Origin of the sequence: Marinospirillum alkaliphilum DSM 21637, from assembly GCF_900119735.1 — a bacterium.
Taxonomy (GTDB): domain Bacteria; phylum Pseudomonadota; class Gammaproteobacteria; order Pseudomonadales; family Halomonadaceae; genus Marinospirillum; species Marinospirillum alkaliphilum.
Map to the genome: position 1 here is coordinate 118,219 of NZ_FPJW01000008.1, position 12,711 is coordinate 130,929.

A 12,711-nucleotide genomic window follows, 5' to 3' on the forward strand; every position below is an offset into this window, starting at 1 on the left:
CTCATGCTACAGGCCAGTGACTTCCAGCCGGCCTGGCTGCTGCATGCCCGGCCTTATCGCGAAACCAGTGCGCTGGCCTGGCTGCTGACTCTGGAAGACGGACGAGTGGACGCCCTGGTGCGGGGTGTCCGTACCCGCAAAAGCCGTTACCGTGCCTTGCTGCAACCTCATACCCCTTTGTTGGTGCGCCTTTCCGGCCAGCATGAATTAAAAACCCTGATTGGCCTGGAGGCTACTGCTGCACCGCATTGGTTGCAGGGTGAAGCGTTGATCTGTGCACTTTATGCCAATGAGCTGCTGGGGCGTCTGCTGTTACCTGGTTTGCCCTGTTCTCAGGTGTTTCGTGACTACTCCCTGTTGTTGGAGCTGTTAAAGGATGATCAGCAGCGTGAACCCGCCTTGCGACGGTTGGAGCTCAGTCTGCTGGAACAGCTGGGGCAGGCCCCGGTGTTCAGTTGCACACAAGGTCATGTATTGCAAGCTGATGCCTGGTATCGCTGGGTGCCGGAGCAGGGTTTTCTGGCTGTGCCAGCCACTCAGGAAACATCTGCCGCCCTGCTGCCGGGTGATTGCCTGCAAGCCATTGCCACAGATGACTGGCGTGACAAGCGCACGCGTCAGGCTGCAAAAACCTTGACGCGCCAGTTGTTGGCCCCTTTACTGGGCAACAAGCCGCTGCAGAGTCGACAACTCTTTCGTCAGATGAAAAAATCGACCAGCGAATAACCCCCCAATTTTTCCCTGTGCCACGGAGTTTTGCATGAGCCAGCGCTTATTGCTTGGAGTCAACATTGATCACATTGCCACCCTGCGTCAGGCTCGCGGCACCCGTTATCCCGATCCGGTGCTGGCTGCACAGCTGGCAGAACAGGCGGGTGCGGATGGCATCACCCTGCACCTGCGGGAGGATCGCCGCCATATTCAGGAGCGGGATGTTGAGCTGATTCAGCAGGTACTGCAGACCCGCATGAACTTTGAAATGGCAGTTACCGACTTCATGCTGGATTACGCCGAACGCCTGCGCCCTGCCCATGTCTGTCTGGTGCCGGAGCGACGTGAAGAGCTGACCACCGAGGGGGGACTGGATGTGGCGGGCCAACAGGAGCGTATCACTGCAGCTTGCCAGCGCCTGGCCGCCGTGGGCTGTGATGTGTCGCTGTTCATTGATGCCGATCCGCGCCAGATCGATGCCACGGTTGCCGCCGGTGCCCCCACCATCGAATTACACACCGGCGCATATGCGGATGCTGAAGACCCGCAGCAGCAGGCAATTGAATTACAGCGCATCCGTGAAGCCACCGCTTATGCGCTGAGCAAGGGGTTGGTGGTGAATGCCGGTCATGGTCTGCACTACCACAATGTGCAGGCGATTGCTGAAATTGCCGGGTTGAATGAGCTGAACATTGGCCATGCCATTATTGCCCGTGCCCTTTTCACCGGTTTGTCTGAAGCCGTCAGGGAAATGAAAGCCATCATGCTGGAAGCCGCTACCCGCGCCCGCTGAACAGGAGTCATTGGTGACCTCATTAAGGGCAAGGATCAACAGTTGGACTGCCACCTACCGGGACCGGCGCATGCTGACGCTGCTGGTGCTGGGTTTTTCCAGTGGCCTGCCGGCACCCTTGGTGTTTTCCAACCTGTCGATCTGGTTACGCGATGTTGGTGTCAGTCGCACTGAAATCGGTTTATTTGCCTTGGCTGCCACGCCTTATGCCATCAACTTTCTGTGGGCACCCTTGGTGGATCGTTTGCGCCTGCCATGGTTCACGGCCCGTTTCGGGCGTCGACGTGGCTGGGCACTCTTCACCCAGACCCTGTTGATCGGTGCCATCCTGTTGCTGTCCTTGACCCGTCCGGAAGAAAACCTGCTGCTGGTGGCCCTGGCGGTGTTGTTTGTGACCTTTCTGTCGGCCACCCAGGACATCGTGATTGATGCCTACCGCATCGAAGTACTGGAACCCCATCAGTATGGCGCCGGTTCGGCTGCCGCCATCTGGGGCTGGCATCTTGGCGGCACACTGGTTGGTGCAGCCGGGGGCCTGTATCTGGCGCAGTATTTTGGCTGGAATGTGGCCTATATGGTGCTGGCGGCTGGCCTGTTGATTGGTATGGCGGCGGTGTTGATGAGCCCGGAGCCCCATCGTCCACCTTCGGCTGAAACCCTGGCTGAAGAGTCCCGTGCATTGGCGCATCTGGATCGCTGGCGTCATCTGCCCCAGCAACTACGTCAGGTGCTGGGTTGGATTTATGTCAGCCTGTTGGCACCTTTTGCTGAGTTTACCCGTCGCCGTGGCTGGATACTGATACTGGCTTTTATTTTTATCTTTAAGCTGGGTGATGCCCTGCTGGGGCGCATGTCCGGTGTGTTTTACCGGGAGCTGGGTTTTTCACTGACTGAAATTGCCGAAGTGGCCAAGGTATACGGGCTGGCCGCCAATATCTTTGGGGTACTGCTGGGCGGCATTCTGGTGGCGCGTATTGGTCTGCTGAAGGCACTGTTTCTGTCCGGATTGGCCACTGCTGCGACCAATTTGACCTACTCCTGGCTGGCAGTGTCCGGCCAGTCCACGCTGGTGTTCATTGTGGCGCTGGCTTCAGACAATTTCACCACCGGACTGGTGACCGTGGCCTTCGTGGCGTATTTATCCAGCCTGTGCAATTCAGCTTATACCGCTACCCAGTATGCACTGCTGGCTTCATTGGGGAATCTGGCACGCATCTGGTTATCCGCTTCCAGTGGCTGGATGGTGGATAGCCTGGATGGTGATTGGGCGGTGTTTTTTATGCTGACGGCAGTGATTGCCTTGCTGGGGTTGCCGCTGTTGTGGCTGTTGATGTGCTATTTCCCGTCACCCGATGCAAAAGCAGCAACTAGTCCGATGAGTGAGCCAATGCCGGTGAATGAGCTGGAGTCGAATACGCCTGGAGGTGGCCGGTGAACTGGTGGCCTTTTTCTGATCGAGCCAGGCGTGAGCGGGAAGAGTTGCGCGCACGGGTATCGCTGGATCGTGAGGGTAATGAGCAGATTGAACGCATCAGCCGTGTGGTGCATCGTGTGCACTGGATGCGTAACCTGCTCAGCATCATCTGGACAGCCGGTCCAGTCACGCTGCTGGGGCTCTACGGTGGTTTTTTCCTTGCTTATGGTAAACCGCCACCCACCCAGACCCTGGTTTATTTCTTCTTCTTTACGGTGCTGTCCGGTCTGATCGCCTTTCTGGCCAAGGTGGTTTATGACATGACCCGTGGGCATGTGAAAGAACAGGCCCAGCAGGATGTCAGTGAGGCCATCGACAAGTTGGCAGACCTGATTCTGGCGGTGCGTGATCTGATAGTAGAAAGTTTTGAAGAAGAAGCCCGTCAGCGTGAAGCCGCGTTGCAGTTGCTACGCCGTATCGAATTGACTCCCGACGGTGTGGCTTTTGCTGCTCAGGAACTGACCGGTGACAGTGAGCTGGCACGTATTCTTGGCCGTATTGAAACCTATCGCCGGGCCGGGCTTTATTCACGCGTGCGTGACTTTAACCGCCAGTACCGGGAGCGCATTGAAAATGCACTGACCGAATTGCAGGAGGTTTCTCCAGAGGCTGCCAGTGTGTTACGTGAGCGTTTTAGTGGTGAAGCCCCCCAACTGGAAAAGGGGGTTCCCAGAGATGAGTTTTTCATTGAGCGGGTGCTGGCTGCCATTGAAGAAGACAACCTGCTGCTGATGACCCTGCAGGATGTTGAGGAAATGCTGATTCTGGCTTTTGAGCTGATCAATGGTCGCGAAATCCCGATGCTGATCTTCAGTTATTCCGGGCAGTGGAAACTGGCCAAGGCGCTGGATGAACTGGAAAACAGTCGCAGCCAGTACCGTATTGCTCAGGCCAGTGGCAGTAACCGCATGCGGGCATTGGCCGGTTTTCTGGTGGAAACCGATGAAGCTACCCATGAGCAGTTGCCCAATGGTCTTTCAGCACAGGAACTGATCAGCCGGATTGAAGAGTTGCTGGATCGCCTGGCTGGTGAAGTGCAGCAGTTGGCCCGGCAAGCGCGTCATCGCCAGTTGGATAGTCTTTCGGTGTTACGCACCAAGGCTGATGTACTGGCCAAGTCACTGAATCTTTATAAAGCAGCAAGGCAGGGTTATCAGCAGTTGGGCAAGGCACATGCCACCTTGCTGGAAGCCTCCGATGACTGGAACCATCTGGCTGAGCGTTTTGGTGATGCAGCCAGCCAGTTGCAACTGGGGCCAGGGCGTCGTGGTCTGCGGATACTGGAAAAGGTGGTGTCCCTCAGTGATGAGCAGAAGGTGGAAGTCTGCCAGCACCTGGTCAACTACCTGCAGGGTGCACAGCTGGAAAAACGCGGTCGGCGTTTTTTCACGCGTCGGGATGGGCGCTCCCGCCCGTTAACCCTGGAAGGTGCACGAGAGCTGGCAGTTGAAGTGGCGCTGGCGCTGGAGCCTCATATTCAGTTGTCACGCCCGGCGATTCAACGGGGTCTGAATGCCACCAATGCCACCTATCTGGGTGGGCTGGAACCGGACATGAGTGCGGCTGAAAAGGCTGCGCTGGGTTCTGCCATGGCCCGTGAAGTGCAACAGGACATGCGTCATGCAGCAGAAAGGCTGGCGGTGGCACTGGTGCGCCATTACCGGGTGGATCTGACCGAAGAAGCACGAAACTTTTTGATCGATGCCTATGGTGCCCGTCCACAGATGCTGGATCTCTTGTCCAACTATGAGGCAACGTCAGCCAATACACCGGTGAGCTTTCTGAGTTTGCGCCCCCCGATAGTGGCAGCACCACGCCGGGAATGGTACAAAGCCTTGATTAAAGCCCGTCAGGAGCTGGGATAAAATGGAAAATACCCTTTGTGTACTCGGAGCCGGTTCACTGGGTTTGCTTTATGCTGCTCGGGTGGCACGCACGGGTCGCCCGGTAACCCTGCTGGTCAAACCTGAGCAGGCGGGTTTTTTAGGCCTGGGTGTGACCTTGCAGGAAGGTGAGGCCGCTTTGCCGCGACGCTTGTTCATGCGGGTGATCAGTCAGCCGACACCGGAGTTGCAGATCAGCAGGCTGCTGCTGGCCACCAAGGCCACTCAGGCTGCTGCAGCGCTGCAGCGCTGGTTACCTCACCTGACCGCAGATGCTGAAATACTGATGCTGCAAAATGGCCTGGGCAGTCAGGCCGAGGTGGCAGACTTGCTGCAACCCGGGCAGACCTTGCTGGCGGCCAGTGTTACAGAAGGAGCCTATTTAAAACAGCCGGGTGCGGTGGTGCATGCTGGCAAGGGCAAAACCTTGCTGGGTCGTTGGAGTGGTCCATCACACCAGGCATCATCCGGCTGGGTGAGCCGTTTGACCACCGCCGGGCTGGATGCCGAGGTAGTCGAGCCGATTCGTCCGGTGTTATGGCATAAACTGGCCGTTAATGCGGTGATCAACCCACTGACTGCCGTACACCGGGTTGAAAATGGTGCCCTGGCCGGTCGGGATTTTCGTCCTCAGGTGCAGGCCTTGTGTGAGGAGCTGCTGCAGGTGTTTCGACGTCTTGGCATTGCCGAGCCGGAGGGCGGTCTGGCTGCCCGCATTGAACAGGTGATCCTGTCCACAGCGGCCAACCGTTCATCCATGCTGCAGGATATTGAAGCGGGGCGCAGTACCGAAATTGATTACATCACCGGTACGCTGTTAAAGGTGGCGCGGCCGCTGCAATTACGCTTGCCGACGCATGAAGCCCTGTATCAACAGGTCAGGCAGGCCGAACCACGCTGAGTGGCAGCTCAACACGCTGCTGTTTCTGCAACAGATCCAGCAGCAGAATGACCCTTTCTTCACCCTTGTGGCATTCAAAAATGGCTTTTAAGCCCTTGAAAGGCCCTTCCTCAATCAACAGTGGGTCACCGGCTTTAAGCAGGTGTTCCGGTTCTGGCTGTACCCGCTGACGCAGTTGATCGATCAGTTGTTCATCCACCTGCAAGGGTTGATTGCCAAAGGTGAGGAGTTTCAGCACACCCCGGGTGGAGCGGATGGGACGCCAGTTGTCGGTCACGTCACTCAGATGGATGAACAGGTAATAGGGAAACAGGGGTTCGTCCATCAGGGTTAATTTACCCTGACGAATTTTTTCCACCTGAATAAAGGGATGGAACACTTCAAATCCCTGATTCTGAAGGTGTTCAGTGGCTCGGAAAGACTCTCTGGCCTTGCACTGAATCACATACCAGCTGCGTTCTGACATGGTTGCTCCTCAACATCAAGCCGCGCACCTTAACGCCATGGCTGCCTGGATGCAAGATTTTATCCGATCCTGGATCACTGGCGTTATAATGACCAACCTTTTCATTTTTTGCTGGAGTGGTTATGCCGTCTTTTGACGTGGTTTCAGAGCTCGATAAACATCAGGTCACCAACGCCATTGATCAATCCAATCGTCTGGTGGGTAACCGTTTTGACTTCAAGGGTGTGAATGCCCGTTTTGAGCAGTCCGGCGCAAACGATGTTGTGCTGCATGCCGAAGCCGAGTTTCAGGTCAAACAAATGCTGGAAATTCTGCAGGCCGAGCTGATTCGCAAGGGCATTGACATTGCCTGCCTGGAAGAAGGCAAGGTGGAAGAAGCCAACAAGACTGCGCGTATGCCAGTGAAACTGCGCGAGGGCATCGAAACTGAACTGGCTAAAAAGATCGTTAAAATGATCAAGGATGCCAAGTTAAAGGTGCAGGCGCAGATTCAGGGTGATCAGGTGCGGGTGACCGGCAAGAAGCGGGATGATCTGCAGGAAGTGATTGCGCTGCTGAAAGGTGCCGGATTGGAAATGCCACTGCAGTTCATCAATTTCCGCGACTGATGCTGCTGGGAATCGGAACGGACCTGGCCAGGATAGAACGCTTTGAGGCATTGCTACAGCGTCGTGGTGATGCCATTGCCCGGCGCTTGCTGACTCCGACAGAACAGCAAGCCATGCAGCAGGCGGCCAGTCCGGCTGCTTATCTGGCAAAACGCTTTGCTGCCAAAGAAGCCTTGCTCAAGGCGCTGGGTACCGGTCTGCGGGATGGCTTGAGCTGGCAGCAGCTGGAAGTCAGTAATGATGCCCTTGGTAAACCCTTGCTGCAGCTGTCTGGAAAAGCCGCTGAGCTGGCTGCAGCCATGGGTGTGCAGCAGATTCATCTGTCGATTTCTGATGAAAGGGACATGGCACTGGCTTTTGTGGTGCTGGAAGGGTGATGGGGGCGTTGCTGGTTACGTGGGACTCTTCAGTATAAAAAAAGGCCACCTGCTGCAGGCGGCCTTTTTTGTACACCCATCAATCAGGGCTGGAAATCCGGTAACTTCCGGCTGACCAGTTTATGCTGCAGGCGAATGTATTGCGGCATGCCATCCTTGTAGGGTGGGAAGTCCTCACCCTGAATCAGCGGAGCCAGGTACTGGCGGCCCAGGGCGCTAATGCCAAAACCATCCGGAGTGATGTAATCACGCGGCATGAATTTTTCAACATTGGCGATATCAGACAGGCAGGCCTCACCGATCTCCCACTGGTAGGGCGCATCATTGGTACGCAGGATGGTAGGCATTACCGAGTTCTTGCCTTCCAGCGCCAGTTTTACGGCGGCCTTGCCTACGGCGTAAGCCTGGGCAACGTCCGTGGCCGAGGACAGGTGGCGTGCAGAGCGCTGCAAATAGTCTGCCACGGCCCAGTGGTATTTGTATCCCAGATCCTGTTTGACCATGCCTGCCAGGGTTGGCGCTACACCGCCCAGTTGTTTATGGCCAAAGGCATCGGTGGTACCGGCATCAGCCAGGAAGGTGCCATCCGCGTAGCGTGCACCCTCGGAAATGACGATCACGCAGTAACCATACTTCTTCACACAGTCATCCACGCGAGCCATCACGGTGCCGCGGTCAAAGGGGATTTCCGGGAAGATGATCAGATGCGGGGGTTCACCTTCGCCCCGACCTGCCAGGCCGCCGGCAGCGGCAATCCAACCGGCATGGCGACCCATCACTTCCAGGATAAACACCTTGGTGGAAGTGGCACACATGGACTCAATGTCCAGTGCAGCTTCTTTGGTGGAAACAGCAATGTATTTTGCCACTGAGCCAAAACCGGGGCAGTTGTCAGTCACTGGCAGGTCGTTGTCGACGGTTTTGGGGATGTGTACGGCTTTCAGCGGATAACCCATGGACTCAGCCAGTTGAGAGACCTTCAGACAGGTGTCTGCAGAGTCATTGCCACCATTGTAGAAGAAATAACCGATGTCATGGGCCTTGAACACTTCAATCAGCCGCTCGTACTGGCTGCGGTGGGTTTCAATGTCCTTGAGTTTGTAACGACAGGAGCCAAAAGCGCCGCCAGGAGTATGGCGCAGGGCTGCAACTTCAGCATCTGAGAGTACGGAAGTATCAATCAGTTCTTCGGTTAGTGCACCAATGATGCCGTTGCGACCAGCATAAACAGTACCGATTTGATCGCTATGCTGGCGGGCGGTTTCAATCACGCCACAGGCACTGGCATTGATGACTGCGGTTACGCCGCCGGACTGGGCATAAAAGGCGTTTTGCTTCGCCATAAGAAGAAAAGCTCCTGCTTTGGGTTGGTGGTGGCTTGTTGCTGTGCAACATGGCTCAAAAATACCGCGCATTTTACCGGATTCCTTCAGGCAGTGCATGGGCTGTTTGTGACTCGCCCACCGATTTTGATTCCGGCATGCTAGACTGCCGGGCAGAGGCATCTTTGATCAGGAACAGCAAGTCATGCATCTTCATTTTCTGGGTATCTGCGGTACTTTTATGGGGTCACTGGCCATTCTGGCGCGTGAACTGGGGCATCAGGTGACGGGTTCTGACCAGCAGGTGTATCCGCCGATGAGTGACCAGTTACAGGCTGCTGGTATCACCCTGCATGAAGGGTTTGATTACTCGCCAGTGGATTTTGCGCCGGATCTGGTGGTGGTCGGTAATGTGATGCGACGAGGGCTGCCCTGTGTTGAAGCCTTGCTGGAGTCCGGCCTGCCTTACACCTCTGGTCCACAATGGCTGCATGATCATCTGCTGCGTGGCAGTGAGCAGGAGCCGCGTTGGGTGCTGGCTGTGGCGGGTACGCACGGCAAAACCACCACGGCAAGTTTGCTGGCTTGGATTTTGGAAGCGGCCGGGATGTCACCGGGTTTTCTGATCGGGGGGGTGCCGGGTAACTTTGGTGTATCGGCCCGTCTGGGACAGACGCCTTTTTTTGTGATTGAAGCCGATGAATATGACACGGCCTTTTTTGACAAGCGCTCCAAGTTTGTTCATTACACCCCCCGCACACTGATTATGAATAACCTGGAATATGATCATGCGGATATCTTTCCGGATCTGGTAGCTATCCAGCGGCAGTTTCACCATCTGATGCGGTTGGTGCCGGGCAGTGGACGTGTGATTTATCCACAGCAGGATACCGCCCTGCAAACAGTGCTGGAACAAGGCTGCTGGAGTGAGCGGGAAGATTTTGGATTACTGAACACGCAGGATCAACCAGCGGTTCAGGCGGCTGAATGGCAAGCACGGAAGCTGGATCAGGCCGGATCAAGTTTTGTTGTGTTGCATCGGGGACGGGTTCTTGGTGAGGTGCACTGGGAGCTGACGGGTGATCACAACATCAGTAATGCTCTGGCAGCACTGGCGGCTGCTCGCCATGTGGGCGTGGATGTTAAGGCTGTGCTGCCGACTTTAAGTGAATTTCGCAGTGTGAAACGGCGTATGGAGCTGGTGGGAGAAGTGGTCGGTGTCAGGGTGTATGACGATTTTGCTCACCATCCCACCGCCATTGCCACCACCCTTGCCGGGGCGCGCCCTGGTTGCAGTGGCCGGTTGTTTGCAGTGATTGAGCCGCGCTCCAATACCATGAGGCTGGGTACCCTGCGTCAGGCTTTGCCGGATAGCGTGAAGGTAGCTGATCAGGTCTGTTGGTATCAATCACCACAGATGAGCTGGTCTCCGGCAGAGTTGGGTGTCGGAGAAAACTTCACCGATCTGCAGCAGCTGTGCCGCTGGTTGGTAGATCAGGTGCAGCCAGGCGACCACCTGTTGTTGATGAGTAATGGCAGTTTTGGTGGCCTGCATCAGCAGGTGTTGGCTGCCTTGCAGCAAGCGAATCGGGTTAATGGGCAGGAGGTGGGTGCATGAGCCCTGCAGTGACGGGTGTGCGTCGTATTACTCTGGCATTGACCGGGGCTTCCGGTGTGCAGTATGGCTTACGGCTGTTGGAGTGCCTGTTGGCTCAGGGTTGCCAGGTGGATCTGATGATTTCAAAGGCTGCCCATCTGGTGATTGAAACTGAAACCGATGAACAGCTACCTGCCAATGCAGCGCGTCTGACTGAGGTATTGAATCAGCGTTATGCCGCTTTACCCGGCAAGGTTCAGGCCTATGGTCGTGAGGACTGGTTTGCACCAGCAGCATCGGGCTCCGGGGCAGCATCCAGCATGGTGATCTGTCCTTGTTCCGGTGGCACCTTATCAGCACTGGCCACCGGTGCCAGCAATAATCTGATTGAGCGTGCCGGGGATGTGGCATTGAAGGAAAGGCGTCAGTTGTTGCTGGTGATGCGGGAAATGCCCTTGCACCAGGTGCATCTGGAGCAGATGCTGAAACTCACCCAGATGGGTGCAGTGGTGATGCCGGCCAGCCCCGGATTTTATCATCGTCCGGAAAGTGTGGAAGCCATGGTGGATTTTGTGGTGGCGCGGATACTGGATCAATTGGGTCTGGAGCAGCAGCTGATGCCCCGCTGGGGTGAGCCTTGATCTGAGTTCTTGATTCTGGGCTTTAACTCTGGACTTCTGAGTCAGGAGTCTGTGCTTTTCGCTTGCAGATTGTCTTCTACCCGGTCACTGAGCGAGTGATAACAGCTGTCACCAATTCTTTGCCAGAAGGCTTCGGCATTTTCACCCGGTTGCAACACCAGTGGGGTGATGGTGCTGTCCAGTGGGCCGGCGTCACAAATCAGTTCTCGCAACAGATGCTGGTAAAGCCGGGCGCGCAGCACCAGTGCACCATTGATGGTGGTGTTGGGCATTAAGATCAGCAGTGTCTGGCGGTCATAACGATAGGCTTCATCACCCGCGCGGCAGTTCAGCCTGCAGATGTGGGCTGCCTCCCTGATGAAGTGATGGGCTGCTGTCTGTCCCAGTTCATGGCGAATTTCCGGGTATTGATGCAGTTCTACCAGTAACAGGGCCAGTGGCTTTTGAGTGGTGCGCGCACGGCTGACTTCAGCCTGGATGCTGGTGCGTAACTGACGAGCATTAAAAAAGCCCGTGACACTGTCCTGACCAACCAGTTGTTCCAGATAATAAGTACGGTTTCTGGTTCTGATGCCATAAACCCAAGCCATCAGCATTAATAGCAGGTAGTGTGCAATAAACAGCATTACTTCATCGGTTGGATGTTGCTCCAGTCGCAGCAGCAGCAAACCTGCTAGTAATAAAAGACTAAAGGCCAGTGCGGCAGTGTTAGGTAATAAATAAAAAGCCAGTAATGGATAAAACAGGCCCACAAAATGCCATTGTGTGAAATCTGTCAGGCTTTCTGGTTGCAGTAACAGGAAGCCACCCAAACAAACCAGCGCAGTGATGGCTGCAGGGTCGTATCTGAAATGAGTGCCGGATTGCCAGCGTAGGATGCCCAGACCAAAAAAGACCGGTGTTAACAGAGCGGGCAAGAGTATGGCTTCGTAATAACCGGACAGATAAACCTGGGTGGCCAGCAAGGCCAGACCACAACCAAGAACCAGGTAGAGGTTGGCGGCAACGCGTCTCAGTGACTGGTTGAACTCTGATCTCATGCGCTGGCCTCACTCATGGCGTTTGTCAGGCCTGGTCTGCGACTGAGTTCAAACAAGGTTTCCGGGTTATCTGAGGCGCTGCACAGGTGTTGATCAATCAGCAGATCAGGGAGGTTCTGGCGCAGCGTTTCAGTACGGTCTTGCAGTTGCTCAGCGCTACCCAGTGGGATCAGGGCGCAAAGACGGTTTTCACTGATGCTGTAAAGGCCTTCATAGCTGGACAGGCAGCGGGATACAGTTTGTGCGGTTGGCAGATCAAACTGCTTGTCATTCTGTTGCTGCAGCAGGATTAAACCTAATCCAGTGGCTTCTCGCTGCGCACGCTCCAGTTCCTTGTGCAGGTCTTTCAGTAATTGTTCGGGATTGTACAGCCGTGTATCCGGGTCGCGGTTGAGCTGTTCTTGCAGTCGTTGTTGCCGCAACTGGTGAGTGAAACTGTATAAACTGCTCAGTAGCACAGTGATCCAGAAGCCGATCAGGTAGGCTGCGCGCAGGGTGCCTTCCAGTTGCAGCATCAGCAGCAGGTTGGCGGTGACAGCAAAAATCAGGATGTAAAAAAGCGCCGCGCGAAAAGGTAGCAGGGCAAAAGCCAGAAAAGGGAATACCAGATGGATACTGAGATGGGTTAATGAGTCCAGGTGCAGATCTTGCACCAATAACAGCAGCGCCAGCAGGGTGTACAGGGCAAGAGCCCCGGAAGCAAAAGCTTGTTGATGGTTGTTGTTGATTGATTTACTGCTGAATGATTTGCCGGTGAATAATGTGCGTGGAAGTAAAAGATTCGCAAGGGATAGTGCGCCTGCCAGGTATAGGCAGGCGGCCAGATACCACCCGATATGGAAATGCCAGCCTGCGAGCAGCACAAAAAGGCTGCATGCCATTGACTGGCACCAGGTGA

13 protein-coding genes are annotated in these 12,711 nt (G+C 55.5%); 9 read left to right on the forward strand and 4 right to left on the reverse strand.

From position 1 onward, the window contains the following. Positions 1 to 3 precede the first annotated feature (3 nt). The 5 genes from recO to BT114_RS11435 are packed head-to-tail and all read left to right on the forward strand — an operon-like array spanning position 4 to position 5,762. Positions 4 to 726 (forward strand): DNA repair protein RecO, encoded by a 723-nt coding sequence (gene recO, locus BT114_RS11415; protein ID WP_072326621.1) that lies wholly within the window; start codon positions 4 to 6, stop codon positions 724 to 726. 34 nt (positions 727 to 760) lie between these two features. Continuing rightward, positions 761 to 1,504 carry a pyridoxine 5'-phosphate synthase gene (gene pdxJ / locus BT114_RS11420; protein ID WP_072326623.1) on the forward strand — a complete coding sequence of 248 codons (744 nt, stop codon included), beginning with the start codon at positions 761 to 763 and terminating at the stop codon, positions 1,502 to 1,504. Between the two features lie 13 nt (positions 1,505 to 1,517). After that, positions 1,518 to 2,939: an AmpG family muropeptide MFS transporter gene (locus BT114_RS11425; protein ID WP_245770436.1), complete on the forward strand. Its 1,422-nt coding sequence runs from the start codon at positions 1,518 to 1,520 to the stop codon at positions 2,937 to 2,939. Then, positions 2,936 to 4,843: a coiled-coil domain-containing protein gene (locus BT114_RS11430; protein WP_072326624.1), complete on the forward strand. Its 1,908-nt coding sequence runs from the start codon at positions 2,936 to 2,938 to the stop codon at positions 4,841 to 4,843. Before BT114_RS11425 ends, BT114_RS11430 begins: the two co-directional genes overlap by 4 nt. A 1-nt stretch (position 4,844) precedes the next feature. Then, the gene (locus BT114_RS11435; protein WP_072326625.1) at positions 4,845 to 5,762 is read left to right on the forward strand and encodes a ketopantoate reductase family protein; all 918 of its coding nucleotides are present in this window, start codon (positions 4,845 to 4,847) and stop codon (positions 5,760 to 5,762) included. Here the strand turns inward: BT114_RS11435 and rfaH are convergent. After that, the gene (gene rfaH / locus BT114_RS11440; RefSeq protein WP_072326626.1) at positions 5,740 to 6,228 is read right to left on the reverse strand and encodes a transcription/translation regulatory transformer protein RfaH; all 489 of its coding nucleotides are present in this window, start codon (positions 6,226 to 6,228) and stop codon (positions 5,740 to 5,742) included. The two genes, BT114_RS11435 and rfaH, sit on opposite strands and share 23 nt — an antisense overlap. A gap of 122 nt (positions 6,229 to 6,350) precedes the next feature. On the opposite strand from rfaH, the gene BT114_RS11445 reads away from it, so the two are divergent. After that, on the forward strand, positions 6,351 to 6,836 hold the full coding sequence (locus tag BT114_RS11445) for a YajQ family cyclic di-GMP-binding protein (RefSeq protein ID WP_072326627.1): 486 nt from the start codon (positions 6,351 to 6,353) through the stop codon (positions 6,834 to 6,836). Continuing rightward, entirely contained in the window at positions 6,836 to 7,213 is a 378-nt protein-coding gene (gene acpS, locus BT114_RS11450) for a holo-ACP synthase (protein WP_218163505.1), read from the forward strand. Before BT114_RS11445 ends, acpS begins: the two co-directional genes overlap by 1 nt. An 83-nt stretch (positions 7,214 to 7,296) precedes the next feature. Here the strand turns inward: acpS and BT114_RS11455 are convergent, their stop codons facing one another. Next, positions 7,297 to 8,556, reverse strand: a complete 1,260-nt coding sequence (locus tag BT114_RS11455; RefSeq protein ID WP_072326629.1) for a 6-phosphofructokinase — start codon at positions 8,554 to 8,556, stop codon at positions 7,297 to 7,299. A gap of 184 nt (positions 8,557 to 8,740) precedes the next feature. Here BT114_RS11455 and mpl point away from each other — a divergent pair, with 184 nt between their 5' ends. Beyond that, on the forward strand, positions 8,741 to 10,153 hold the full coding sequence (gene mpl, locus BT114_RS11460; protein WP_072326630.1) for a UDP-N-acetylmuramate:L-alanyl-gamma-D-glutamyl-meso-diaminopimelate ligase: 1,413 nt from the start codon (positions 8,741 to 8,743) through the stop codon (positions 10,151 to 10,153). Then, positions 10,150 to 10,773 (forward strand): flavin prenyltransferase UbiX, encoded by a 624-nt coding sequence (locus tag BT114_RS11465; RefSeq protein WP_072326632.1) that lies wholly within the window; start codon positions 10,150 to 10,152, stop codon positions 10,771 to 10,773. The genes mpl and BT114_RS11465 overlap by 4 nt, the downstream gene beginning before the upstream one ends. A gap of 41 nt (positions 10,774 to 10,814) precedes the next feature. Here BT114_RS11465 and BT114_RS11470 read toward each other — a convergent pair whose 3' ends face one another. Together BT114_RS11470 and BT114_RS11475 are read right to left on the reverse strand one after the other, a co-directional pair. Beyond that, complete coding sequence (locus tag BT114_RS11470) at positions 10,815 to 11,813, reverse strand: GGDEF domain-containing protein (RefSeq protein ID WP_072326634.1); 999 nt, start codon at positions 11,811 to 11,813, stop codon at positions 10,815 to 10,817. After that, positions 11,810 to 12,694, reverse strand: a complete 885-nt coding sequence (locus BT114_RS11475; protein ID WP_072326635.1) for a nucleotidyl cyclase domain-containing protein — start codon at positions 12,692 to 12,694, stop codon at positions 11,810 to 11,812. Before BT114_RS11475 ends, BT114_RS11470 begins: the two co-directional genes overlap by 4 nt. Positions 12,695 to 12,711: the final 17 nt, after the last annotated feature.